The sequence below is a fragment of the Tateyamaria sp. 7Alg 36 genome, assembly GCF_059882455.1.
This window is the reverse complement of sequence record NZ_CM187613.1, coordinates 148073-174668: the sequence shown is the minus strand read 5'-3', so window position 1 is coordinate 174668 and position 26596 is coordinate 148073. Positions and strand designations below refer to the sequence as shown.

Here is a 26596-nt window from a genome sequence, read left to right as displayed (position 1 = left end):
AGCCCCGACGCGCCGTCAGTCCTTGAGTATTTCGGCCAGCCGTCTGGATTCATCCTCGGTCAGGGTTTCATCGGTGGCCGCAGGGGCCGTGGCACGCCCGCGCAGGTAGAAGACGCCGATCCCTGCCGCCAGCAGGAACATCAGCGGCCCCGCCGCCCAAAGCAGCCAGTTCGACCCTGTCGAGCGCGGCGTCATCAATACAAACTCGCCATAGCGTTCGACAAAGAAATCCACGATCTGCGCATCGCTTTGCCCCGCCACGACCTGCTCGCGGATCACGCGCCGCGTCTCCACCGCCCAATCCGCGTTGGAGGACGCCACAGATTCCGACTGGCACACCACGCAGCGCAACGCATGGTCCAGCCCCCGCGCTCGCGCCTCTAGCGCCGGATCGTCCAGCATTTCCGTCGGATCAAGCGCCAGCGCCGCCGAACACATCACAAACCAAAGGGCGAGGCTCAGACGTTTCATTCTGCAGGCACCGTTTGCGTTTTGCGCGCCCCTGCAGCCACGCGGAACCGCCGGTCGCTTAGCGACAGGAAACCGCCCAAGGCCATCAGCGCGCAGCCGATCCAGATCCAGTTCGTCAGCGGCTTGATATAGGTGCGCACAGCCCAGCCGCCATTATCCTGCGCATCACCGATCACCACATAGACGTCGCGCGCGAGGTTATAGTCGATTGCCGCCTCGGTCGTCGGCATTTGCGCCACGGGATAAATACGCTTTTCCGGCTCCATCAGCGCGATCTGCCGCCCGTTCTTGGCCAGCGTCACAAAGCCCTTGGTGAACAGATAATTCGGCCCCTGCCCCTCTTCGACCTTGTCGAGGGTCAGCGTATAGCCTGCCACCTCGAACGGCGCACCGATCTGTGCCACGCGAATATCCTCGGACTGCCAAGAGGTCAGCCCCGCAATCCCCAGCATCGTAATGCCAAGCCCTGCATGCGCCACCGCTTTGCCCCAGTCCGACCGTGGCAGACGCAGCAGCCGCGCTGCGTTGAACCGCTGACCGGTACGGCTCGCAATATCGACCATGGCCCCCATGACAAGCCAAGCGCCCAGAAACGCCCCCATGGGCCCGATCAGACTGCGCCCCGTCTGCAAGGCCCATGCTAGCCCGCCAATCGCGACAGCCAGCACAAAGACATAGCGCAGCGGCCATGCCGCCTTTGCCAAACTGCCGCGCTTCCACGGCATCATCGCGCCGACCGGCAGGATCAGCCCCAACAGAACCATGAAAGGCGTAAAGGCGAGGTTAAAGAATGGCGGCCCGACACTCAGTTTCCGGTCAAAGAACATCTCGGCCACAAGCGGCCACATCGTGCCGACAAACACCACGAAACAGGACACCGCCAGCAGCACATTATTGGCCACCAGCGCGCTTTCGCGGCTGACCATGCCAAAGACACCCCGCGCCTCCATCGCGCCCGCGCGTAGGGCAAACAACACCAGTGCCCCGCCCATGAAAAAGCCCATGATCATCAGGATGAACACGCCACGTTCGGGATCATTGGCAAAGGCATGCACCGAGGTCAGCAGCCCCGAGCGCACGATAAACGTCCCGATCAGCGAAAAGCCGAAGGCCAGAATGGCGAGCAGAATGGTCCACGATTTCAGGCTTTCCCGCTTTTCCACCACGATGGCCGAATGCACAAGCGCTGCTGCCAGCAGCCATGGCATGAACGATGCGTTTTCCACCGGATCCCAGAACCAGAACCCGCCCCAGCCAAGCTCGTAATAGGCCCACCACGACCCCAAGGCGATGCCGATGGTCAAAAACACCCACGCAGCCAATGTCCAAGGACGCACCCAACGCCCCCATGCCGCATCCACGCGCCCTTCGATCAGGGCCGCAACGGCAAAGGAAAACGCCATGCTTAATCCAACATAGCCCAGATACAGAAACGGCGGATGGAACGCCAAACCGGGGTCTTGCAACAGCGGGTTCAAATCCTGCCCGTCAAAGGGCGGCACGGCAAGGCGCATAAACGGGTTCGAGGTGAACAGGATAAAGGCCAAAAACGCCACGCCGATCGCCCCCTGAACGGCCAACACACGTGCGCGCAGCGAGGGCGGCAAGTTCGAACCGAACCACGCCGCCGTGGCCCCGAACAGCGCCACGATCAACACCCACAGCAGCATCGACCCCTCGTGGTTCCCCCATGTGCCGGAAATCTTGTACAGCATCGGCTTGGCCGAATGGCTGTTCAACACCACCAATCGCAGCGAAAAATCCGACACGACAAAAGCATACATCAACGCGCCAAAGGCAAAGGCGATCAACAGGAATTGCGTGCTCGCCGCAGGTTCGGCAACCGCCATCAACCGCGCATCCCGACGCCACGCGCCATAAAGCGGCACGAGGGCCTGAACCAAAGCCACCAGAAAGGCGAGGATAAGGGCGAAATGTCCGAGTTCTGTAATCATACCGATGTGATAGACCAAACCATCCAGCCCGCCAATGCGACAAAGAAGAAGGGCGCATCACAACCGCGACACGCCCCTTCTTCTCTGTTCCAAAAAATCCCGGGGGAGGCCGAAGGCCGGGGGCAGCGCCCCCAACACCGCCGCCGTTCCCCGCACCGACATCACGCCACGCGGCGCCACTCCTCCAACGCGGGGTTCCCGTCCGGCAGGATCGCCGCCGCCGTCAGCCGCACGTCCTCGCCTGTATCCGCCGCGCCGACACTACTCGCGCGCAGTTTGCGCAGCGCTGCCACGTTCTCCATGACCTGCGGCACATGTTTCATGGTCCCGACAATCTCGCGTTGGAACTGTTGCGATTTCACCTGATGACGCGCCCCGAAATAGAAGGACACAATCACCCCCAACAGCCACCAAAGCGGCTCTGGCACCAGCGCGATGCCCTGCATCCGCTCGGCAAACCACAAGGGCGCCACCATCGCCGACACGAACAGCCCCAGCGTTCCAAGCGCCAGCGCAGGACGCGGCAGACGGTTCAGCCCGTCCATAAAGCGATCAAACGATCCCTGCCGTGGCACCAGAAACTCCGCACCATATTCCTGCATTGCCTGCGTCTGGATCTCGGTGGCACGCACCGATCCGGCTTCGGCGTTCTCGCGAAACACTTCTGCGGTTTCGCGCACCACATTCACGCCGCCCCCGAACAGCAGCCCCAGCACCCGTTCCATCATCCCCATGCCGCAACCCTTTCCTGAAACTGCGCCGCGCTCAGGTGGAAACGCGGTGCAATGAACTCCTCGGCCCGTTTGATCCAGCCGCCCTTGTTGCGCGCGCGGGTCATCGCATATTTGCGGCTCGCGGGGCGGCGGTCGGCAATACGGAAGTAATAGTTGCGCCGCGCGATCCCGTAGGCGTCCACCAGATGGCGCGGCGCGGCATCGAACGCGGCGCGGGCGGCGGCAATCGACTGCGGTCCCAATGCCCCGTCCACCACACAGGCATAGCCCATCTCGCCCAACAACCGTTGCAGGATTTTCACCGCATTGCCCCCCGCATTCACGTACATATCAAACACCGTGGGTTGGAGAGGTTCCGGCAATTCCGCGATTAACGGTCGCTCGAAATAATGGGTCACAAAGATATCGACGGCCTGCGCGCGTGTCAGGCGCCGCACGTCGTAAGCGTCAATGTCCCCGTCGCGATCCAAATCAAGGCCAAGGCGGCGCATCGTGTGGATCGTCACGCCAAAATTGGTCGCGCCCCCCGGATCGTCGGGGTCGTTCACGTAGCCGCCCTCGCGGTCCACTATCTCTTTCGCAATCTGTCTGACGGTTTGCATCATGCCCCCAAGGTTGAACTTGCTTGGGCGGAATCGTGATGCAAATGCGGTTAACGCCAGTTAACCTAAGCGCGCGCTAGCCGTTGGGGTCCTGATAAACGCCCTGATCCTTCAGCGCGTCCACCACTTCCTTGGGCATGTATGTCTCGTCATGTTTGGCAAGGATTTCAGAGGCTTCAAAGACGCCGTTCACATAACGCCCCGTGCCGACCATGCCTTGGTTTTCCTCAAACAGGTCCGGCAGCACGCCGGTAAAGACGACCGGCACGCTCGCCCCGCCATCCGTCACTTCAAAGCGGATCGATTCGCCCTGTCCCCGCACAAGCGACCCTTCGGCAACCAAGCCCCCGATGCGAAACGTCTCGCTGGGGCTTGGCGGGTCTGCCATCACCTGACTGGGCGCGCGGAAAAAGTTGATCCCGTCGCGCATCGCATAGCCGATCAGCACCGTCGACACGGTCAGCGCCACGGCTGCCATGGCGACGATCTGGATACGGCGTTGCTTTTTCAGGCTTTTCATCGCGGGTCAGAACCTCAGGGAAACAGCGGGGCCATCATCAGCCCCTCGGTCTCTGGTATACCTAACATCAGGTTGGCGTTTTGCAACGCTTGGCCCGATGACCCTTTGGTGAGGTTATCAAGTGCCGCAACCACCACCGCACGGCCCGGCAAACGGTCCGCCGCCACACCTATATGGCAGAAGTTCGATCCGCGAATGTGCCGCGTGCTGGGTGCCTCGCCGAAGGGCAGCACTTCGATAAACGGCTCGTTTTCGTAGGCAGCGGCCAGCGTATCGTGCACCGCCTGCGCATCGCCGCGCACATAGGCCGTGCCAAGGATGCCGCGGTTCGCCGGTATCAGATGTGGCTGGAACTGGATGCGCACGTCGCGCCCCGCCACTTTTGAAAACTCCTGATCGAACTCGCCCAGATGCCGGTGCGTCCCGCCAAGCGCATAGGCGTGATAACCCTCGCTCAACTCCGCATGCAGCAGGTTTTCTTTCAGCGCGCGCCCTGCCCCCGACACGGCCGCCTTCAGGTCCAGTACGATCTCGTCCAGATCAATGACACCGGCGGCGATCAACGGGCGCAGCGCAAACTGCCCCGTGGCCGCGTTGCAGCCCGTGCCGGCCACCAGCCGCGCATGCGCGATCTCATCACGATAGAACTCGGTCAGGCCATAGACCGCTTCGCCCTGCATCTCGACCGCGCTGTGGGCGTTGCCGTACCATTTCGCGTATTCTTCGGGGTCGCGCAGCCGGAAATCGGCGCTCAGGTCCACGATCTTCAGCGACTTGGGAAGGCCGCTGATAACCTCTTGGCTGGTCTTGTGCGGCAGCGCGCAAAAGCACAGGTCGATCCCGTCCCACGAGATGTCGTCAAACGGCACCATTTCGGGCAGGTCCAGATGGCGCAGATGCGGATACACCTCCGACACCTTCTGCCCCGCCTTCGAAAAGGCCCCCAAGGCACTGATTTCAATCTCGGAATGTCCGGCGATCAGCCGGATAAGTTCGGCACCCGTATAGCCGGAGGCGCCCAGAATTGCGATGTTATAGGTCATGTCGGTCTTTCAAGAAAACGGAGTTACAGATCAGGCAGCGTCAAACGTGATCTGTCGTCGCAAGAATTGCGTGGCGCGCTGGCTGACGCGCACAGGATCGCCCGTGGTCAGATAGGCGGCATTGCCAGTACCCATCTTGTCGGGGTGACGTTCCAGATAATCGGCCAGACTTTCGCCCACCAGCTCCGCCTGCGAATAGACGGAAACATCCGCGCCAAGCGCATCCTGAAACACGTCCTGCATCAACGGATAGTGGGTACAGCCCAGAATGGCCGCCTGCGGTTTGGGCATCTTGCGCTTCAACGCATCGACATGGCTGCGCACCAATGCATCGGCAAGGATCATATCACCCTCTTCGATCGCATCGACGACACCGCCACAGGCCTGCGCCTCGACATCCACTCCGATGGCGCGGAATGCCAGTTCACGCTGGAACGCACGGCTCGCTACAGTGGCGGGCGTGGCAAACAGGGCCACATGCTGCACCGCCACCTGACGCGGAGGAGAGTTGTCGCCCCACTGCCGTTCGGTCAGCGCCTCGATCATCGGCACAAAGACACCCAATACACGTTTGTCCGCAGGCACCCACGATTCCTGCATCCGGCGCAGCGCTGCGGCAGAGGCCGTGTTGCACGCCAGAATGACCAGATCGCAGCCCGCATCGAACAAACGCTGCACCGCTGCACAGGTCAGTTCAAAAATGTCATCTGCCGTGCGCACACCGTAAGGCGCATGGGCGCTGTCTGCGAGATAGACAAACTCCACCTCCGGCAAACGCTTTTGCACGGCGGACATCACAGTCAGCCCACCCAGTCCGGAATCAAAAATACCTATCGCCATGATGCGGGCCTCCGGCCCCAGTTATCACACCGCTCAGGCTGCTGGCCCGCGATGCTTGTTCTCGAATTCATAGCCCAGATCGAAAGACTTCACCGGACCTGGAGCAAGCTCATAGGTGCTTTTTCGGAGGAATTCCATCATGGCTTTGGACTCCTTGGCCAGCGGGTCGAGTCGTGCGCGGTCTATCGGCTCTCCGATCACAACTTTTACAGGCGTATCAACACGTTCGCGGAACTCGCGGATCAGCAAGCCCATGCGCAGCGTCGAATGCATATGGCTGGCAATCTGGAACAAGCGGCTGGTGTGCCCCTCGAAATAGACCGGCACGACCGTCGCGTTGGACTTGGCCACCATGCGCGCTGTGAACCCGCGCCAACCCGGATCCATGGGTTTGGAGAACGGCTTGACCGCCGTGCTGACCGTTCCACCCGGAAAGATGCCAATCGCCCCGCCCCCGGCCAGATAGTTCAGCGCCGTCTTGCGGGTTTCGATATTCAGCTGCACCGCTTCCTTGGTTTCATCAAAGGAAATGGGCAGGATGATCTTGTTCAGGTCTTCGGCCTTGCGGAAAATCCGGTGCGCCAGAATGCGGAAATCCCCGCGCGCCTGCGCAAGGATATGGCCCATCATCATCCCGTCCAAAATCCCATAGGGGTGGTTCGCGATCAGGATCAGCGGCCCGTCCTTGGGGATGTTGGACAGTGACCCGCCGATCACATCCAGCGTCAGGCCATAGCGTTCCACCATGACCTGCCAGAAGTCCCGCCCCGCGGCGACTTCGTTCTCGTACCCCGCCGCCCGCTTGATCAGCCGCAACCGTCCGGTGGAATTCTCCATCAACCGGATCAAGGCACGCCCGCCCTTCGTCTCTGCCGAATGGGCATAGGAGATTTCGCGGGCAATCTGGCGTTCGCTTCTGGTCATCTCGACTCGCGGTCCGGTTGGGCCAATTTGGGGCCTAGCTTTACTGCCGGTTGCGCCTTGTGCCAAGGATTTAAGACGTCTGCATGACAGCCCTATTCGGCGGCTTGCGCACTGTGGCTACCGCCCGACTGGATCACCGCCAGCAACTCCTCGCGCCGTTTGGCGGCCTTGGCTTCGGCGGCTTCTTTCACCGGACCATAGCCGCGAATGTCCAGCGGCAGTGCCGCCAGCGCCGTGATCGCCGCGCGCGTGTCATCACTCAGCAACGGCAGCACTTTCGCCATGTCGCGTTCGTACTGTTTGATCAACGCACGCTCCATGCGGCGCTCCTCCGTCCGTCCGAACGGATCAAGCGGCGTACCCCGCAACCCTTTTAGCCGCGCCAGAACCTTGAAGGCGCGCAACATGCCCTGCCCGTATTCCTTTTTCACGGGCCGCCCGTCTGCGCCGGTCTTGGACAGCAAAGGCGGTGCAAGGTGGAAGGTCATCGAAAAATCGCCGTCAAACTGGGCGCGCGCCTTGGCCTCGGTCTCAAGATGCAGGCGGGCCACCTCGTACTCGTCCTTGTAGGACAATAGCTTGTGATAGCCTTTTGCGACGGCCTCTTTCACCTCTGTATCGGTGATCTTGTCCAGCATCGTGCGATAGCGCTTGGCCAGCCGCTTGTTCTGGTAAGCAGTCAGATGGTCGGCGCGATAGGCGATCTTGTCGTCCAACGTCTTGGGCAGCGAAATCACCTTGGGTTCGATGATCCGCGCCGCTTCCTCGCTGTGCAGCACCGCCCAGCGCCCGATGTCAAAAGCGCGCTTGTTCTTGTCGACCGCCGCGCCGTTCAGATCAATCGCCTGCATGATCGCATCAAAGCTAAGCGGGACCAGCCCGCGCTGCCACGCCGCGCCAAAGATCATCATGTTGGAAAAGATAGAGTCGCCCAGCGTTGCCCGCGCCAGTTCCGATGCGTCGAACAGGTCCACACGCCCCTGCATACGCGCCTCAAGCGCGAGGGCCAGACGGTCGGTCGGCAGCGCAAATTCGGTGTTGCGGGTAAAATCACCCGTGATGATCTCGTGGCTATTCACCACCGCGCCCGTCCGCCCCGAGGCGGTCAGCCCCAGCGTCTTGGCCCCAGCGCTCACAACCAGATCGCCCCCGATCAGGGCGTCCGCCTCTCCGGTGGCGACGCGGATCGCGTTGATGTCTGCGGGATCGTTGGCCAGACGGCAGTGGATATGCACCGCGCCGCCCTTCTGGGCCAGTCCGGCCATCTCCATCATCCCAGCGCCCTTGCCGTCGATATGGGCTGCCTGCGCCATAACCGCGCCAATGGTGACAACACCTGTACCGCCGACGCCGGTGATAACCACGTTCCACGTGCCGCGAATGGCGGGCAGCAAGGGTTTGGGCAGGTCAGGCAGGTCCAGCGTGGTGGTCGCCTGTTTCTTCACCTGAGCGCCATTGAGCGTGACGAAGGAAGGACAGAACCCTTTGACGCAGGAAAAGTCCTTGTTGCAGCTTGATTGGTCAATCGCCCGCTTGCGCCCCAACTCCGTCTCTTTCGGGACGATGGACACACAGTTCGATTGCACCCCGCAGTCACCGCAGCCTTCGCAGACATCCGTATTGATGAACACGCGCTTGTCGATGTCGGGGAACGTGCCCCGCTTGCGACGACGACGTTTTTCCGCCGCGCAGGTCTGGATGTACACAATGATGCTAACGCCTTCGGTCTTTGCAAACTGCTCTTGCACGGTTTGCAAATTGGCGCGTTCGTGCACGGGAACCCCCGCTGGGAAGCGCGCGACATCGACGTCTTCCTTATCATCATAGACCACCGCAATATTCTCGCAGCCCATGGCGCGCACTTCGTTCACGATGCGATAGGGATCAAGACCGCCTTCGTTGTCCTGCCCCCCCGTCATCGCGACAGCGTCATTATAGAGGATCTTGTAGGTGATATTGGTGCCCGCCGCCAAAGCGGCACGAATGGCCTGCACACCCGAGTGGTTATAGGTGCCGTCCCCAAGGTTCTGGAACACATGCGGGCGCTTGGAAAACGGCGCTTCGCCGATCCAGTTCGCGCCTTCGGCCCCCATATGGGTAAAGCCCGAGGTTTCGCGGTCCATCCATTGCACCATGAAGTGACAGCCGATGCCCGCATAGGCGCGACTGCCCTCCGGCACCTTGGTGGAAGAGTTGTGCGGACAGCCCGAACAGAAATAGGGCAGCCGCGCGGCAATCTCCTCGGCATTGTCAGAGCGGCGCGCCTCGTCCAAAACCAGAATACCTGCCTTGATACCGTCGGTCTCGCGCCCCTCTTCCATTAGGACGTTGCCCAGCTTCTCTGCAATCTCGATCGGGTCGAGCGCCCATGTGGCAGGAAAGAACACCGCCCCGTCGCGGGTGCCACCATAGACACGTGGCGCATTGGGCGTGCCATAGAGTGCCTCTTTGATCTGCACCTCAAGCAACTTGCGCTTTTCCTCGACCACCACGACCAGATCCAGCCCTTCAGCCCAGTCGTTGAACCCCTTCATATCCAGCGGCCATGTCTGACCCACTTTATATGTCGTGATCCCCAGCCGCTCGGCCTCGGCCGCGTCGATGTTCAGCAGGGACATGGCGTGCACCAGATCAAGCCAGTTCTTGCCCGCCGCGACAAAGCCGATCTTGGCCCCGCGCTTGCCCCACATCCGCTTGTCCATCTTGTTGACGTTGGCAAACAGCTCTGCGGCGACCCGCTTGTGATCAATCAGACGAACCTCTTGCGCGATACGTTCGTCAATCAGGCGGATGTTCAGCCCACCTTCGGGCATCGGGTAGTCGGGCGTGACAAAGGACATGCGGTGCGGATCACCGTCCACCACGCTTGTTGCCTCGACCGTGTCCTTCATCGTCTTAAGGCCGACCCACACACCGGCAAAACGGCTAAGCGCGATACCATAAAGACCGTAGTCGAGGATTTCCTGCACACCGGCGGGCGACACCACGGGCATATAGGCATCGACCATCGCAAATTCGGACTGGTGCAGCACGGTCGAGGATTCGCCGGTATGGTCATCCCCCATTGCCATCAGCACACCGCCATGGCGCGACGATCCGGCCATATTGGCATGACGCATCACGTCACCGGAACGGTCCACCCCTGGCCCTTTGCCGTACCACAGGCCGAACACACCGTCATATTTCCCCTCACCGCGAACCTCGGCCTGCTGCGCGCCCCACAGGGCGGTGGCGGCCAGATCCTCGTTCAGTCCGGGTTGGAAGGTGATGTCAGACGCGGTCAATGTCTTGAGCGCACGCGTCATCTGCATATCGACCGCGCCCAAGGGCGACCCACGATACCCCGTCACCAGACCCGCCGTGTTCAGCCCCGCCGCTACATCGCGCGCCTTCTGCATCAGCATCAGCCGCACCAGCGCCTGCGTCCCGTTCAGCAAAACAGGGCTTTTTTCCAGATCATAACGGTCGTTCAGAGAAATCTTCTGCGTGCTCATGTGACAGCCTCCCCAGCAATCAGTAGTTTCGCATAAATTTACCGCGACGATAGGTCACAAAGGCTGACCTGTATACAACATTTTTTACATCTTTAACGTTCAAGGGTTTCCCAAGCTGTGAAAGCGCGGCAAATCGCGTAAAGTAAGGGTGACGCAAATGGGTATGGTACGGATGGACTGGGACAAGCTGCGAATTTTTCACGCCGTTGCCGATGCTGGCAGCCTAACACATGCGGGTGACAAACTGAACCTCAGCCAGTCTGCGGTATCGCGCCAGATACGCGGGCTTGAGGAATCGCTGAACGCCACGCTGTTCCACCGCCATGCACGCGGCCTGATCCTGACGGAACAGGGCGAACTGCTGTTTGACGCCACCAGCGCGATGAACAAACGGCTCGACACGGCCAGTGCGCGCATCCGCGACAGTGACGAAGAAGTCTATGGCGATCTGCGCGTGACCACCACGATTGGTTTCGGTACGCTCTGGCTCGCCCCGCGTCTGGTGAAGCTTTATGAACGCTACCCCGATCTGCGGGTCGATCTGATGCTCGAAGAACGCGTGCTCGACTTGCCCATGCGCGAGGCCGACGTAGCGATCCGCATGAAGGAACCAAGCCAAGCCGACCTGATCCGCAAACGTCTGATGACGGTGAAGATGCAGATGTTCGCCACCCAAGCCTATCTGGACAAGAACGGCACGCCGGAATCGCTGGATGATCTGCTGTACCACCGCCTGATCTGCCAAAGCGTCACCGCCACACAAGTGGGGGCCAGTTCATCGCTGGTCCAGCAACTGCTGACCTATGATGTCCGCAGCCTTCTGACCGTGAACAACTATTTCGGGGTGCTTCAGGCCGTGCTTCAGGATCTCGGCCTTGGGATTCTGCCCGACTATGTCAGCGTCGAGGATCCGCGCCTTGTGCAGGTGCTGCCGGACGTTGAGTCGGTCGATATTCCCGTTTTCCTCGCCTATCCCGAGGAGTTGCGGCAATCAAAACGCATCGCTGCCTTCCGTGATTTCGTTCAGGAAGAGATCATCGCATACCGTAAAGTATTGAGGGACAAGGATAATGCCGAAGCTATGCGCTAATTGCATATCAGCTTTGACATCGACCGTTCACAAACTGCCTTGATTGCGGGCAACCACGTCCCTATTTCGCCTCTTGAAGATGCACGGCGCATATGTGCCTGTCTTCACCTCCCTGTTGGACTTGGCCGAGCTTTATGCTCGGCCTTTTTTTTGCGCCCCCGAAAATATGCCCAATAGCGCAGCTCAAGCAGCGTCTGCTTGACAGGGCACGGACCTCTCTAAACAACTCGGTTGGCGCAAATAACAGACGCGCCCGACCAGCAAAGGCGAACAGCATGCAATTCAGGTTTCCGGTCATCATCATTGACGAGGATTTTCGCTCCGACAACTCGTCCGGCCTAGGCATCCGCGCCTTGGCCGAAGCGATCGAGGCCGAAGGCTTCGAGGTGGTCGGCGTCACGGGCTATAGCGACCTGTCCCAGTTCGCCCAGCAACAATCCCGCGCCAGCGCCTTTGTCCTGTCCATTGATGACGAGGAATTCACCCCCGGCGACGATCTGGATCAGGCGGTACTCGACCTGCGCAACTTTATCGAAGAGGTTCGCTGGAAGAACGAGGATGTGCCGATCTACATCTATGGCGAGACGAAGACCTCGCGCCACCTGCCCAACGACATCCTGCGCGAGTTGCACGGCTTTATCCATATGTTCGAGGATACGCCGGAATTCGTCGCCCGCCACATCCTGCGCGAGGCGAAGTCCTACCTCGAAAGCATCCAGCCGCCGTTCTTCAAGGCGCTGCTCGACTATGCAGAGGACGGATCCTATTCGTGGCACTGTCCGGGCCATTCGGGCGGCGTTGCCTTTCTGAAATCCCCTATCGGGCAGATGTATCACCAGTTCTATGGCGAAAACATGCTGCGCGCCGATGTGTGCAACTCGGTCGAGGAACTGGGCCAACTGCTGGACCACAACGGAGCCATCGGCGCGTCCGAGCGGAACGCCGCCCGCATCTTCAATGCCGATCACTGCTTTTTCGTGACCAACGGCACCTCGACCAGCAACAAGATGGTCTGGCACCATGCCGTCGCCCCCGGTGATGTGGTGGTGGTCGACCGGAACTGTCACAAGTCTATCCTGCACTCGATCATCATGATCGGCGCGATTCCCGTCTTCCTGAAACCGACGCGCAACCATTGGGGCATCATCGGCCCGATCCAGCAGTCAGAGTTCGAGCCCGAAACGATCCGCGCCAAGATCCGCGCCAACCCACTGCTGGCCCATATTGATGCGGACACGGTCAAACCCCGCGTTATCACGCTGACCCAATCCACCTATGACGGCGTCCTCTATAACACCGAAACGATCAAAGAGATGCTGGACGGTTACGTGGACAACCTTCATTTCGACGAGGCGTGGCTGCCCCATGCGGCCTTCCACCCATTCTATGGCGGTTATCATTCGATGGGGCGCAACCGTGCGCGTCCCAAACACAGCATTACCTACGCAACGCAGTCCATCCACAAACTGCTCGCCGGTATTTCGCAGGCAAGCCACGTTCTGGTGCAGGACAGCCAGTCCGAGAAGCTGGACCGCCACCTGTTCAACGAGGCGTACCTCATGCACACCTCGACCAGCCCGCAATATTCGATCATCGCCTCCTGCGATGTGGCGGCGGCGATGATGGAACCTCCGGGCGGTACGGCACTGGTCGAGGAAAGCATTGCCGAAGCCCTCGATTTCCGCCGCGCCATGCGCAAGGTGGACGAAGAATACGGCCCCGATGAATGGTGGTTCCAGGTTTGGGGGCCGGACGACCTTGGCACCGAAGGCGCGTTTGACGCCAAACCTTGGGTGCTGCGCCGCACCGACGCGGATGGCGTGCAGCAGGCCGATGGCGAAGACAGCTGGCACGGTTTTGGCGACATGTCCCCCGGTTTCAATATGCTGGACCCGATCAAGGCGACCGTGATTACCCCCGGTCTGAACCTTGACGGACGGTTCGAGGAAAACGGCATTCCCGCGTCCATCGTCACCAAATATCTGGCCGAACATGGCGTGGTGGTCGAGAAGACCGGCCTTTACAGTTTCTTCATCATGTTCACGATCGGCATCACCAAGGGACGGTGGAACACGCTGCTCTCTGCGCTTCAGCAGTTTAAGGATGACTACGCCAAGAACGTGCCGCTCTGGCGCTCCATGCCGGAATTCTGCGCCAAGCAGCGCCGGTACGAGGCGATGGGCCTGCGCGATCTGTGCCAACACGTACACACGCTTTATGCCAAATACGACGTGGCGATTCTGTCGACTGATATGTACCTGTCCGACCTGACACCGGCGATGAAGCCATCGGACGCCTATGCCCATATCGCACGGCGCGAAACGCAACGTGTGCCTATCGACGATCTGGTCGGGCGTATCACCACCAGCCTTATCACCCCCTACCCGCCCGGCATCCCGCTGCTGATCCCCGGCGAAGTATTCAACAGCCGAATTGTCGAATACCTCAAGTTCAACCGCGCCTTTGCCAAGGAATGCCCGGGTTTCGAGACGGACATCCACGGGTTGGTGCACGAAGAAGACGAGAATGGTGTGATGCAGTATTACGCCGATTGCGTGGCGATCTAGGCCCGCTTTTGCAGCATACCACACAGGGGCGCGCAGATGCGCCCGCGCGGCGCCGGAAACACTCCGGCGCCGCAAAAGTTCCATCAACACTTCGTTGATTTTAAATGCAATTTTCTTGGAACGCATGTGCCGGACGTCCGTTGTATCACCGTAGTCAAACACAAAGGAGTTTAGACATGAAACGTAAGACAGCACTTATCGCCTCGACCGTACTGGCACTCACAGCAGCACCTCTGTTGGCTGAGGGACACGCGGTCATGTACGACGCTGAAAACACGTTGGAAGGTAAAACGGCCGATGTAACGACAATGGAAGCAATGTCCGGCGGGTCGGTCTTTCTGACCTCGGGTATGGAATTCGGCAAGATTGAAGAATTTTCCATCGACAACCAAGACCGCGCAGAAATCATCATTGATGTGGATCCGGCCACCAAATTCGTTGCTGACCGCATCATTCTGACCGCGGATGCCAAAGACGTCACCGTCAAGGATGGCAGCATCGCGCTGAACGCCTCCGAAGACACACTGTTCGCACAGAAGACCTCGGCCGGTGAAGGTAACGAACCGGTACGTATCAACTTGTAAGTGGTACTGTCCGGCCTGACCGGACGCTTTATCGGGGCCGCTCTGCTTTTGCAGGGCGGCCTTTTTCGTTGCCTATTCAGTGGCCTGCGCGACACGGCTCGCCCCGCACGCAAACAGACAGGCGCGCGCCCCCTTTCCGTTCGGGCAAGCGTGCACTAATACACGCGCAAACGACCGCGGGGACGACATGACAGAACCAATGATCACCGACGAACTGATCGCCGCCCATGGCCTCAGCAAAGATGAATATGCCAGCATTTTGGACATTATCGGCCGCACGCCGACGTTCACCGAACTGGGCATCTTTTCGGCCATGTGGAACGAACACTGTTCGTACAAATCCTCCAAGAAATGGCTGCGCACCCTGCCCACCGAAGGCCCGCAAGTCATTTGCGGCCCGGGCGAGAACGCAGGCGTCGTGGATATCGGCGATGGTCAAGCCGTGGTTTTCAAGATGGAAAGCCACAACCACCCCTCCTACATCGAACCCTATCAGGGTGCGGCGACGGGCGTGGGCGGCATTCTGCGCGACGTTTTTACCATGGGCGCGCGCCCGATTGCGGCAATGAACGCGCTGTCCTTCGGCGAACCCGGACATCACAAGACGCGCCAGTTGGTGCACGGCGTGGTCGCCGGTGTCGGTGGTTACGGCAACGCATTCGGTGTGCCTTGCGTAGGCGGCGAAGTGCGCTTTGACCCTGCCTATAACGGCAACTGCCTTGTGAACGCCTTTGCCGCCGGTCTGGCCGACGCGGACAAAATTTTCTACTCTGCCGCTTCGGGCGTTGGTATGCCCGTTGTCTATTTGGGTGCCAAGACGGGCCGCGATGGTGTTGGCGGTGCGACGATGGCCTCGGCCGAATTCGACGACAGCATCGAAGAAAAACGGCCCACCGTGCAGGTTGGCGACCCGTTCACCGAAAAGCGCCTGATGGAAGCCACGCTTGAGCTGATGGCGACCGGTGCCGTGATCTCGATTCAGGATATGGGGGCCGCGGGCCTGACCTGTTCTGCGGTCGAAATGGGCGACAAGGGCGGGCTGGGCGTCCGCCTTGACCTCGAAAAAGTGCCGGTCCGCGAAACCGCGATGACCGCTTACGAGATGATGCTGTCGGAATCGCAGGAACGCATGTTAATGGTTCTGCGCCCCGAGCTTGAGGCAGAAGCCAAAGCCGTGTTCGAGAAATGGGACCTCGATTTCGCCATCGTCGGTGAAACCATCGCAGAAGACAGGTTCTTGATCCAGTTGAACGGCGAAACCATGGCCGACCTGCCGCTGTCCAAACTGGCCAGCACCGCGCCGGAATATGACCGCCCATGGGTGGAAACGCCCGCGGCCGAGCCGCTGGCCGATGTGGTCAGTGTCGATCCCATCGACGGGCTGCGCGCCTTGCTGGCCAGCCCGAACTACGCGTCCAAAGCGTGGGTTTTCGAACAATATGACACGATGGTGATGGCCGACAGCGCCCGGACACCCGGAATCGGGGCGGGCATCGTGCGCGTGCACGGCACCGACAAGGCGCTGGCGTTCACCTCTGACGTGACCCCGCGCTACGTCAAGGCGAACCCCGTCATGGGGGGCCGCCAAGCGGTGGCCGAGGCCTATCGCAACCTGACTGCCGTGGGGGCCACCCCGCTGGCCACCACCGACAACCTGAACTTCGGCAACCCCGAAAAGCCCGAGATCATGGGCCAGTTGGTCGGTGCGATCAAAGGCATCGGCGAGGCGGTTGCCGCGCTCGACATGCCAATCGTGTCAGGCAACGTGTCGCTGTATAACGAAACCGACGGCACCGCGATCCTGCCAACCCCCACCATCGGCGCGGTCGGCTTGATCGCCACGCCTGATGATATGATCGGCTGCGATGTGCGTGACGGCCACGTTGCCCTTCTGGTTGGGGAGACGACGGGCCACCTTGGCCAGTCCGCCCTTCTGTCCGAGGTATTCTCGCGGCAGGATGGCGACGCCCCTGCCGTCGATCTGGAGGCCGAAAAGCGCAATGGTGATTTCATCCGCGCCAACCGCGACATGATCACCGCCTGCACAGACCTCAGCGATGGCGGTCTGGCGCTGGCCGCTTTTGAACTGGCCGAAGCCAGCGGCGTTGGCGTCACCCTCGACAGCGGCGACACCGCCTTCCTGTTCGGCGAGGATCAGGCGCGCTATCTCGTGGCGTGCGGTTTTGATCGGGCAGAGGCGCTGATGGTCGCCGCCGCGCAAGCCGGTGTGCCCATCCAGACGGTCGGTAAATTCACCGGCGACACAGTCTGGATCGGCAGCGCGTCCGCCCCGCTGTCCGAGCTTGCCGCCACCTATCGCGACACGTTCGCCGCAACATTCGCCTGATCTTCAGGCCAAAGCATCCCCCGTCATCTGCACGCAGATCGCGGGGGGTGCATGCTAATCTTCCTATCAAATCAAAACTCTTACCTGCCTGCGCACCCTGAAACATGGCGTGCGCCGCAACCGCTCAGTCCGGCAGCATCGCCATCAGCCGATCGCGCTGGCCCACATCATCCGCTTGCGAGATGACCTGCGCCAGTTCCTCAAGCGAGGCGATGGAATGACCTGCGCGAAAGCTGTCCACATGCGGCAGCATGGCGGCAATCCCCCGCGCCTTGGGGGCGAATTCATCCCACCGCAGCAGCGGGTTAATCCAGATCAGCCGCCGTGCCGACAGGTGCAACCGGCGCATCTGGCGCGACAGGGCGTCGGGATCGTCACGGTCCAGACCATCCGTGATCAGCAGCACCACCGCCCCCTGCCCCAGCACGCGGCGCGACCAGTCGCGGTTGAATGCCTCAAGGCAACTGCCGATGCGCGTGCCGCCTTCCCAGTCCTGCGCCTCCGCCCCTGCGGCGCGCAAGGCGGCATCGACGTCGCGGGTGGCCAGATGGCGCGTGATATTGGTCAGCCGCGTGCCAAAGGTGAACGCATGCACCTTGGCCCAGCCCGCCCCCTTGGCGTTGGCGACCGCGTGCAGAAAATGCAGCACCGTACGGGAATACTGGCTCATAGAGCCGGAGATATCGCACAGCACCACGAGATTGGGATAGCGCAGCCGCTGCGCCTTCCACTTGAGATCACGCATCTCGCCACCAAAGCGCATGGCGGCGCGCAAGGTGCGCTGCGGGTCGATCCGCCCCCTTAGTGCGCCGTGGGCGCGGCGTGACCGCAGCGGGTCAACGGGCAGTTCCATACGGGCCAGCATCGCCTTGGCCTGCGCCATTTCCGCGGTGCTCATCTGTTCGAAATCTAGGGTTTTCAGCTTTTCTTCGCCAGAGGTGGTGAGGGACGCATCAACCTCGATCTCGGTGCCGTCCTCTTCGTCCTCGGGGATATCGGGTGCGCCTGCCCCGTCCAGCAACGCCTCGGCGGCGCGCTTTTCCGCCGCTTGCGCGCTGCGGTCTTCCTGCACCCCGCGCACCGCAGGCAGCATCGCCGCCATCATATGTTCCAGATACCGCGGGTCGCGCCAGTAAAGCCGGAATATTTGCGCGAAGACAGCGCGATGTTCGGGGCGCGAGACAAAGCAGGCGTGCAGCGTCCAGTAAAAGTCGCGCTTGTTCGTGAACCCCGCCGCGCAGACCGCACTTATCGCGTCGATCACACGGCCCGTGCCCACCGGCAGTCCCGCACGGCGCAAGGCGCGTGCGAAATGGGTGATATTGCCCGCGAGTTTCGGGTCGTCCGGCAGATCAAGCGGCGCGTATTCCGGCATGGATCACCCCCGGGGGTTCCACCCCCGGACCCCCGCAGTATTTATGGCCAAAAGAAACATCATGCCGGTTCAAGCGTGGCTTTGGCCTCGTCCAGAATGCGCTTGGCTTCGGAGCCGTGCAGTTTCTGGATATCGTCCTGATATTTGAGGATGGCACCGAGCGTGTCTGCGATCACCTCGGGGCTGAGGGTCAGCACGTCGAGCGCGAGCAGGCATTTGGCCCAGTCGATGGTTTCCGCCACGCCCGGTTTCTTGAACAGATCCTCGGTGCGCAGTTTCTGGACGAAGGCCACCACCTCGCGGCTGAGGGTTTCGGACGCTTCGGGCGCGCGGGCGTTGAGGATGTCCATCTCGCGGTCAAAATCGGGGTAGTCCACCCAGTGATAAAGGCAGCGGCGTTTCAGGGCATCGTGCACTTCGCGCGTGCGGTTCGAGGTGACGATCACGATGGGCGGTTCCGGGGCTTTGACGGTGCCGAGTTCGGGGATGGTGACCTGAAAATCCGAGAGCGCTTCGAGCAGGAACGCCTCGAACGGTTCATCGGTGCGGTCGAGTTCGTCGATCAACAGGACCGGCGCACCGTTTTCATCGGGCTGCATCGCATCCAGTAGCGGGCGCTTGATCAGGTATGCGTCGGAAAACAGTTCCGATTGCAGCGCCGTGCGGTCCGCCGCACCCGCCGCTTCGGCAGTGCGGATGGCGACCATCTGGGCCGGAAAGTTCCATTCATAGACCGCCGAGGATGCATCCAGCCCCTCGTAACATTGCAACCGGATCAGCCGCCGCCCCAAGGCAGCGCTGAGAGCTTTGGCGATTTCGGTCTTGCCCACGCCCGCCTCGCCCTCAAGAAACAGGGGCCGGCCCAGACGCAAGGAGAGGAACACCACCGTACCCAAGGCGCGGTCACATACATACCCTTGATCGCCCAGCATTTTCTGAACCGCATCAATCGAAGCCATCTGTGGCATGTACCGCCCCCCTCTTTGCACCCAAACTGCACCAAGGCGGGCGCGCGTCAAGGGGCACGGGCGCTTATCGTTGACGTGATTCGCGTGTAATGGCATGATGCAGCAGCATGTGGAGACACGTGTTAACCACAGAAAAAGAGGTTTGGGGCATCACTGCACCCGAGCCCGACAGAGGCGGCGGGCGTTTGACCCCAACATAGAGGCGGAGAGCGCATGCGCGTAACGGCTGTGACTTGCGTGAAGAACGAAGGCCCGTTCCTGTTGGAGTGGATCGCCTTCAATCGGCTGATCGGTGTCACCGACCATCTGTTCTATTCCAACGACTGCACGGACGGCACCGACAAGTTGCTGGATGCGCTGGCCGACCGTGGGCTGTGCCAGCACCTGCCCAACCCCGCCGAGGGGCGCAATTACCAGATGGAGGCGCTGAAAGACGCGCGCAAGCAGGACATCGTAATCAATGCCGATTGGGTCTGGGTCGCGGATGTGGACGAATTTCTGAACATCCATGTGGGCGATCACACCATCCCCGCTCTGGTCGAGGCCTGTGGTGATCCGCAGGCGATCTCGGTCAATTTCCAGTTCTTTGCCAATGACGGTGTGGATGCGTTCGAGGACAGTCCGGTGATTGGGCAATTCACACGCTCGCACAATCCCGACCTGTGGTGTGGCGAGGCCGCGATCGAGGTCAAGTCGCTGGTACGCCACAATTTTCCGCTGCAATATTACGGCGCGCACCGCCCCTTCCAGAAAGGCAAGGCGCGGCCCGAATGGACCGACGCGTCGGGGCGCAAGGTACCGCACAAGTTTCTGGTCGCCGCCAATCCGCGCCGCATCCGGCGTTTTCCTGCGCAAGGCGCGCGGGAGTTTGCGACGCTGAACCATTACGCGCTGCGCAGTCTCGACAGCTATCTGGTCAAGAATGACCGTGGTGATGTGAACCGCGAGAACCGCGTGTTCGACGACACCTATTGGCGCGAGCGTAACGATCCCGCATGGGAAGACCGGTCGATTGAGCGCTACCTGCCCGATCTGAAAAAGGCGTTGGCCGAGCTGAAGAAAGACAAAGAGATCAACACCCTGCACAAAGAGGCCGTGAAAGCGCATATCGCCAAGCGCGACGAACTTCTGGCGCAACCCGAATATCAGGACATGCAAAAGCACTTGCGCGCCGCCTCGACCCTGCCCCCGCAGGAAGAGGCGATGCTGATTGATCTGGGCCTGCTGGAAGCCGCCGAATGACCTTGCGTGTGGTCAATCTGGGCCTGCCGAAAACGGGCACGACCACCCTTGCGCGCGCGTTGCGCCGCGCGGGCTGTCACGTGGCCGACCATCGCATCCGCACCAAGCAAACCGAGAACGAGGCGCTGCACGGGGCCTTTGTCGCGGACCTGCTGTATCGCGGCTATTACGAAACCGGCGATCCCGCGGCGTTCCTTACCGAATTCGACGCGATCAGCGAGATGAGCGTGCTGCGCGAAGGCCGCTCGATCTGGCCGCAGATGGATTACGGGTTGATCATGGCGATCCGTGCGCACCATCCGGGGGTCAAGTTCCTTGCCTCGAACAGGGACACATTTGCCACGTCGCAATCCATGCTGGCATGGTCCGACCTTGGCACGGCGCGCCTGCCCACCGCCCCTGTTCCGGGGATGCCCGAAGGCTATGGCGATATCACAAGCGAACGTATGCAGTGGATCGAATCCCATTACGCACATCTGCGCGCGATCTTCCGCGATGACGACGATTTTCTGGAATATGACGTGGCCGACCCCGCCGCACGCGATCTGATCAGTGGATTTCTGGAAATCCCCGTGACCTGGTGGGGCCGGACCAATGTTAACAAGTTGAACGAGGTTGTGTGATGAAAATCCACCTGCATATCGGGCTCGAACAGGTTGGGGCGGATCGCCTGCAATCGGTGCTGGCCTCCAAACGGGACCAACTTATTTCCAAGGGCGTGCTCTATGCGCGCAGCCCCGGAAACAAGAACCACACGCGGCTTTATATGGCGGTGACGGACCCTGCGCATATCGATCCGCTGCGCTATAACCGCGGCTATATCACGGCGGACAAACAGAAGGTGCTGCGTGACACGCTGGCAACCGATCTGACCCGCGAAGTGGCACAGCACTCCCCCGACCACCTGATCCTGTCAGCCTCGCAACTGGGGGTCAGCCTTGCCGCCCGGTCCGAGCTTGAGACGCTGAAGGCGCTGCTGTCGCCGCTGTCGGATGACATTCGCATCATCGCCCATGTGGACGAGCCTGCGCGCCTTCTGACCCGCCACTATGCTGAGCAGGTGATGGAAGGGCGCGGCGTGTCGCTGGAACAGGAACTGGCGCTGGCGGGCACCGATGCATGGTGGGCCGACGCGCTGGCCGAAGCGCCCAAGATCAACCCGCAGGCCGGTGTGTTCCTTGAAAATCAGGCCGCACCATTCTGGCTGGATTATGCAGCGTTGGAACGGCACTGGACAGCAGTCTTTGGCGAAGGATCTGTGCAGTTCCGCGCCTATGATGCCGACGCTTTTGCCGCCGAAACCGTCACGGATGAACTGCGCGCCGCGTTCGAGATTGACGGTGCCATCGGCAAGGCCACGGCGGTGACGCCACCGGCGGCACCCTCGGCGGCATGGATGGCACGGGGGCGGTTGTTGAACGCGCTGATCCTTGATGTACTCAAGGGGGAAAAGCGTATTCTTCCGCGCCAGCTCTGGCGCTCTTTCATCAACGAAATCAAGGTCGACGGCGACGCAATTGATCCTGCGTCTCTTTCCGCCATCTCGAAAACCTTTGCCACGCAGAACGCCGCGCTGGCCAAGGCACACAACCTGCCTGCCAACCTGTTCAAGGCCCCGCGCGCCAAGAAAGAATGGACCGAGGCCGACCCAACACTCGGCTTCCGCGCCTCGCAATATCTGCTGGGTTTCATGTGGCGCATCAACAAGGCGACGCAGGAAGAACGCAAAACCAAAGCGGCCGATCTTGCGCGCCTCAACGGTACAAAAGCGCCCGCCCCTGCGGCTGCCGCTGAAGAGACGCCAAAGGACGGGCTGACCGATCAGGCACGCGCGCTGATGCCGCCGCTGGCTGTGCAGAACTTTGAGAAACTGCGCGCGTCCTCCTTCGCGCCGCACAACAAGCTGGGCGCGGTGAACGAGGAAGAATTGGCCGCCGCCTACACCGAAATCCCGCCGCGCAAACTGCCCGAAGGGTCCAGCGGCAATGTGATCGTCGGCTGCATGAAAAACGAGGCCCCCTATATCGTTGAATGGGTCGCCTATCACCGCGCCATGGGCGTGGACAATTTCCTGATCTACACCAACGGGTGCGAGGACGGGACCAGCGAAATCCTTGACCGCCTGCAAGAGATGGGCGTGCTGCAACACCGCAACAACGACGAATGGAAGGGCAACTCGCCCCAGCAATACGCGCTGAACCAGTCATTGAAGGAACCGGTGATCAAGAACGCCGACTGGATCATCCATATCGACGTGGACGAGTTCATGAATGTGCGCACCGGCAACGGCACCTTGCAGGATTTCTTTGACGCGGTGCCCAATGCCACCAACGTCGCGATGACATGGCGGCTGTTCGGGCATAACGGCGTGACCGATCTGGCCGATGAGTTCGTGATCGACCAGTTCGACCACTGCGCCCCGAAATACTGCCCCAAACCGCACACGGTCTGGGGGTTCAAAACCATGTTCAAGAACATCGGTGCCTATGAAAAGATCAGTTGCCACCGCCCTAATAAGCTGAAGCCCGAAAAGAAGGGCAAAGTGACGTGGGTGAATGGATCTGGCAAGGATATGACCAAAGAAGTGGCCGAGAACGGCTGGAGAAGTTCGAAAAAGTCAATCGGCTATGACCTGCTTCAACTCAATCACTACGCTTTGCGCAGCGCCGAAAGCTTCCTGATCAAGCGCCAGAGGGGCCGCGCTCTGCACGTCGACCGGTCCATCGGGATCAACTACTGGATCCGCATGGACTGGTCCGATTTCCGCGACATTACGATCAAGCGGAACCTGCCCCGCCTGCGCGCCGAATACGACCGTCTGATGCAGGATGACAACCTGCACGGCTGGCACGAAAAGGGCCTTGCATGGCACCGCGCCAAGGCGGACAAATTGCACGCAAACCCCGAATTCAAGGACCTGTACGAACAGGCACTCAAGGTCAAACTGACCGAGACCGAGCGGGTGGCCTATGCGCTCGCCCTAGATATGGAGAGCTAGGATGGACGGCGGCAAAACCATCGACCCAGAAGGGTTCATCAAGTCCCGCGCGCTAAAATTCCCCAAGGACGGCAACTATCTCACCGGCAAGGTGCGCGGATTGCTGCGCGAGGGGAATTACGAACGCGACCTGACGACCGCTGCGCTCAAGGTGGTGCGGGCCGATGACCGCGTGCTGGATCTGGGCTGCGGCCTTGGCTTTGTCGCCGGTATGATCGCGAAACGCCGCAAGGTTGCGGAAATCCACGGCTACGACGGCAACCCCGCCCTGCTAACCTATGCCGAGGCGATGCTGGCAACCAACGGCATTTCCAACGTCACTTTGACCCATGCTGTGCTGGGCAAGCGCAAATCGACCGTTCCCTTCTATGTTCGCGCGCCCTTTGCGGCCTCGTCCCTCAAGGGCGACGAAGACGACGGCAGCACGGAAACAACGGTCGATATGCTGAACGCGAAAACGGTAATGTCCTCCGTCAAACCCACGGTCGTCCTGTGCGACATCGAAGGGGGCGAGGCCGACCTGCTGGACGATCTGCCCCTCAAGGGCGTGCGCCAATTGGTAGTCAAACTGCACCCGTCCCTGATCGGCCATGACGGAACGCTGCGCGTCTTTGCCGCCGCGACCAAGGCCGGACTGGCATATAACCCCCGCGTCAGTGCGGGCCGCATCGTGTGTTTCATGGCCGACGAGTCCGAAGGCGCATGAGCCACCTCGCCATCCTGTGCGTGCGCAACGAGGCGGCATTCCTTCTGGAATGGCTGGCCCATCACCGCGCCGTGGGATTTGATCATTTCCTCGTCTTTTCAAATGATTGCGACGATGGCACCGATGACATGCTGGACCATCTGGCCAGTTTGGGCGGCCTGACCCATGTGCGCAACGAAGGCCCCTATGATCAGGGCGGCATCCAGTTCACCGCGCTGAAGCAGGCCGCCAAGATGGACATCGTCAAGCAGGCCGACTGGATCCTGCCGCTGGACGTGGACGAGTTTGTGAACATCCACGCAGGCGACGGCACGCTGAGTGCCCTGCACGCCGCCCTGCCCGAGGCAACGGCGATCACCCTGACATGGCGGTTGTTCGGCTGTAACGATCAGGTCCGCTATCAGGACCGGCCCGTGACAGAGGTGTTCACCAAGGGCGCGCCGGAAATCCTGTACTGGCCATGGCGCGCGTCGATGTTCAAAACGCTTTACCGCAACGACGGCACCTACAAAAAACCCGGCGTGCACCGCCCGCGCAGCCCCGAACAGGACCGCCTTGCGGACGCGCGCTGGTTCGATGGCCATGGCCGCGCACTGGACGACCAGTTCAAGACCAAGCGCATTTTCTCGAATTACGGACGCCCCAACTACGGCCTCGCGCAGATCAACCACTACCCTCTTGGTGCCATGGAAAGCTATGTACTCAAGGCGGATCGCGGGCGCGCTGTGCATTCCGACGACATCTTGGGTGCCGATTACTGGGTCGAACGCAATTTCTCGACAGATACCGACGACACCATCCGCCGCTATGACGCCGCCCGGGATGGCGAACTGGCGCGCTTGCACGCCGATCCAACCCTCGCCACCCTGCACAGCAATGCCGTCGCATGGCGCAAGGCGCGTTTCGAGGCGCTGATGCTACAGGAACCGTTCCGCGCCCTGTTCGGGCGATTGCTGATGACGCCGCCCACCCGCCCCGTGCCGGAAAACGGGGCGAAATTCATGGTAAAATTTGCCAATGCCGCCCGCGCGTCGGCAAAATAGTCGCGCAATCTTTACTTAATTCTGCCTCATTGCCGCACTAGCTATCGCCAAACCCGCTCGGGAATCGGCGGGACTGTGAGGTACTGTTATGCAAGATGAAAACACCGCATTCGATCCTGATCTCGGCGATCTGTCCAAGGGCGAATGGCTATCGCAACTGGCGGAAACCGCCAAAAACCACGGTTTTTTCCGCCCCTTGGGCCGCAAACATTTTGCGGCCTATGTCCGCGGGGCGTCGACCCTTGTCGTAACATTCGAAACCATCCAAGGCATCCGCGCCCTGTCCCAAGGGGCCGAACCGCTGGGTTGGAACCTCGTGCGCGATCAAGGCTGGGCACATCTGTGCGTGGCCTCGGATGGCGACACATGGTTCCGCGACCGCAATGTGATCGCCCTGTTCGACCGACTGATTGATGACGGGTTCTTTGACGAATTCGAAACCGTGCTGTTCTATGGCGCGGGTCCGGGCGGCTATGCGGCGGCGGCTTTCTCTGTCGCGGCACCGGGTGCACGCGTGCTGGCGATCCAGCCGCAGGCGACGCTGGACCCCCGCGTGACCGAATGGGACGAACGGTTCTTCGAAATGCGGCGCACCGACTTTACCTCGCGCTACGGGTTCGCGCCCGACATGCTGGATGCCTGCGATGCGGCCTTTGTCCTCTATGACCCCGAGGAACAGCTTGACGCGATGCATGCCGCTCTGTTCACCCGCCCCCGCGTGCAGCAGTACCGCCTGCGCAATATGGGCGATGCGCTGCAAAGCGATCTGATCGAGATGCAGGTGCTACTACCGCTGCTGGTGCACGCTGCCGAGGGGACGCTGAACGATGTCACCTTTGCCAAGCTCTACCGCGCACGCCGCACCTATCCGGCCTATCTGCGCCGCGTGCTGGCGACGCTTGATGCAAACGAACGCACCGACCTTACCTATATGATGGTGCGCAATGTCACATCGCGCATGAAAAAGGCCCCCCGCTTCAAACGCCGCCTCGCCGAAATTGAGGCGCAGCGCAAACAAGAAGCGCAGAGCGCACAAAACCCGTCCGAGGATGCGCAGGAGGGCTAGAAACGGACCAAGCCCCCATGCTACGCG

The 26596-nt window shown here is 60.9% G+C and carries 21 protein-coding genes; 10 read left to right on the top strand and 11 right to left on the bottom strand.

Annotation, left to right across the window (positions count from 1 at the left end; all coding sequences use genetic code 11):
• Window positions 1–15 precede the first annotated feature (15 nt).
• The 9 genes from AC6GQJ_RS00835 to AC6GQJ_RS00795 form a co-directional block, all read right to left on the bottom strand.
• Window positions 16–471 (bottom strand): cytochrome c-type biogenesis protein, encoded by a 456-nt coding sequence (locus AC6GQJ_RS00835; protein ID WP_500770828.1) that lies wholly within the window; start codon window positions 469–471, stop codon window positions 16–18.
• Window positions 468–2426 (bottom strand): heme lyase CcmF/NrfE family subunit, encoded by a 1959-nt coding sequence (locus AC6GQJ_RS00830; RefSeq protein ID WP_500770826.1) that lies wholly within the window; start codon window positions 2424–2426, stop codon window positions 468–470. Before AC6GQJ_RS00830 ends, AC6GQJ_RS00835 begins: the two co-directional genes overlap by 4 nt.
• A gap of 161 nt (window positions 2427–2587) precedes the next feature.
• Window positions 2588–3160, bottom strand: coding sequence for a holin family protein (locus tag AC6GQJ_RS00825; protein ID WP_500770824.1), 573 nt, complete (start codon window positions 3158–3160; stop codon window positions 2588–2590).
• A complete protein-coding gene (locus AC6GQJ_RS00820; RefSeq protein ID WP_500770822.1) occupies window positions 3151–3762 on the bottom strand; it encodes a holin-associated N-acetylmuramidase in 612 nt (203 codons plus the stop codon). The genes AC6GQJ_RS00825 and AC6GQJ_RS00820 overlap by 10 nt, the downstream gene beginning before the upstream one ends.
• Before the next feature lie 76 nt (window positions 3763–3838).
• Entirely contained in the window at window positions 3839–4282 is a 444-nt protein-coding gene (gene ccmE, locus AC6GQJ_RS00815; RefSeq protein WP_500770820.1) for a cytochrome c maturation protein CcmE, read from the bottom strand.
• Between the two features lie 14 nt (window positions 4283–4296).
• Entirely contained in the window at window positions 4297–5325 is a 1029-nt protein-coding gene (gene argC, locus AC6GQJ_RS00810; protein ID WP_500770818.1) for an N-acetyl-gamma-glutamyl-phosphate reductase, read from the bottom strand.
• A gap of 30 nt (window positions 5326–5355) precedes the next feature.
• Window positions 5356–6165 carry a glutamate racemase gene (locus AC6GQJ_RS00805; RefSeq protein WP_500770816.1) on the bottom strand — a complete coding sequence of 270 codons (810 nt, stop codon included), beginning with the start codon at window positions 6163–6165 and terminating at the stop codon, window positions 5356–5358.
• 33 nt (window positions 6166–6198) lie between these two features.
• Window positions 6199–7089, bottom strand: a complete 891-nt coding sequence (locus AC6GQJ_RS00800) for a lysophospholipid acyltransferase family protein (protein WP_500770814.1) — start codon at window positions 7087–7089, stop codon at window positions 6199–6201.
• A gap of 92 nt (window positions 7090–7181) precedes the next feature.
• Window positions 7182–10583 (bottom strand): indolepyruvate ferredoxin oxidoreductase family protein, encoded by a 3402-nt coding sequence (locus AC6GQJ_RS00795; RefSeq protein WP_500770812.1) that lies wholly within the window; start codon window positions 10581–10583, stop codon window positions 7182–7184.
• Window positions 10584–10755: 172 nt separating this feature from the next.
• Here AC6GQJ_RS00795 and AC6GQJ_RS00790 point away from each other — a divergent pair, with 172 nt between their 5' ends.
• The 4 genes from AC6GQJ_RS00790 (at window position 10756) to purL (ending at window position 17171) form a co-directional block, all read left to right on the top strand.
• Window positions 10756–11673: a LysR family transcriptional regulator gene (locus AC6GQJ_RS00790; protein WP_500773982.1), complete on the top strand. Its 918-nt coding sequence runs from the start codon at window positions 10756–10758 to the stop codon at window positions 11671–11673.
• Window positions 11674–11948: 275 nt separating this feature from the next.
• Window positions 11949–14240 carry an Orn/Lys/Arg family decarboxylase gene (locus tag AC6GQJ_RS00785; RefSeq protein ID WP_500770810.1) on the top strand — a complete coding sequence of 764 codons (2292 nt, stop codon included), beginning with the start codon at window positions 11949–11951 and terminating at the stop codon, window positions 14238–14240.
• A gap of 176 nt (window positions 14241–14416) precedes the next feature.
• Window positions 14417–14824, top strand: a complete 408-nt coding sequence (locus tag AC6GQJ_RS00780) for a hypothetical protein (protein WP_500770808.1) — start codon at window positions 14417–14419, stop codon at window positions 14822–14824.
• 187 nt (window positions 14825–15011) lie between these two features.
• Window positions 15012–17171 (top strand): phosphoribosylformylglycinamidine synthase subunit PurL, encoded by a 2160-nt coding sequence (gene purL / locus AC6GQJ_RS00775; protein WP_500770806.1) that lies wholly within the window; start codon window positions 15012–15014, stop codon window positions 17169–17171.
• A 124-nt stretch (window positions 17172–17295) separates the two neighbouring features.
• Here the strand turns inward: purL and AC6GQJ_RS00770 are convergent, their stop codons facing one another.
• Together AC6GQJ_RS00770 and AC6GQJ_RS00765 are read right to left on the bottom strand one after the other, a co-directional pair.
• On the bottom strand, window positions 17296–18546 hold the full coding sequence (locus AC6GQJ_RS00770) for a vWA domain-containing protein (RefSeq protein WP_500770804.1): 1251 nt from the start codon (window positions 18544–18546) through the stop codon (window positions 17296–17298).
• 59 nt (window positions 18547–18605) lie between these two features.
• The gene (locus tag AC6GQJ_RS00765) at window positions 18606–19514 is read right to left on the bottom strand and encodes an AAA family ATPase (RefSeq protein WP_500770802.1); all 909 of its coding nucleotides are present in this window, start codon (window positions 19512–19514) and stop codon (window positions 18606–18608) included.
• Window positions 19515–19727: 213 nt separating this feature from the next.
• Here AC6GQJ_RS00765 and AC6GQJ_RS00760 point away from each other — a divergent pair, with 213 nt between their 5' ends.
• From AC6GQJ_RS00760 to AC6GQJ_RS00735, 6 genes are all read left to right on the top strand, one after another.
• On the top strand, window positions 19728–20756 hold the full coding sequence (locus AC6GQJ_RS00760; protein WP_500770800.1) for a glycosyltransferase family 2 protein: 1029 nt from the start codon (window positions 19728–19730) through the stop codon (window positions 20754–20756).
• Window positions 20753–21379: a sulfotransferase gene (locus tag AC6GQJ_RS00755; RefSeq protein ID WP_500770798.1), complete on the top strand. Its 627-nt coding sequence runs from the start codon at window positions 20753–20755 to the stop codon at window positions 21377–21379. The genes AC6GQJ_RS00760 and AC6GQJ_RS00755 overlap by 4 nt, the downstream gene beginning before the upstream one ends.
• Entirely contained in the window at window positions 21379–23754 is a 2376-nt protein-coding gene (locus tag AC6GQJ_RS00750; RefSeq protein WP_500770796.1) for a glycosyltransferase family 2 protein, read from the top strand. Before AC6GQJ_RS00755 ends, AC6GQJ_RS00750 begins: the two co-directional genes overlap by 1 nt.
• Window position 23755: 1 nt before the next feature.
• Window positions 23756–24460: an FkbM family methyltransferase gene (locus tag AC6GQJ_RS00745; RefSeq protein WP_500770794.1), complete on the top strand. Its 705-nt coding sequence runs from the start codon at window positions 23756–23758 to the stop codon at window positions 24458–24460.
• Window positions 24457–25503: a glycosyltransferase family 2 protein gene (locus tag AC6GQJ_RS00740; protein ID WP_500770792.1), complete on the top strand. Its 1047-nt coding sequence runs from the start codon at window positions 24457–24459 to the stop codon at window positions 25501–25503. The genes AC6GQJ_RS00745 and AC6GQJ_RS00740 overlap by 4 nt, the downstream gene beginning before the upstream one ends.
• Before the next feature lie 88 nt (window positions 25504–25591).
• The gene (locus AC6GQJ_RS00735) at window positions 25592–26569 is read left to right on the top strand and encodes a phosphoadenosine phosphosulfate reductase (protein ID WP_500770790.1); all 978 of its coding nucleotides are present in this window, start codon (window positions 25592–25594) and stop codon (window positions 26567–26569) included.
• Window positions 26570–26596 lie beyond the last annotated feature (27 nt).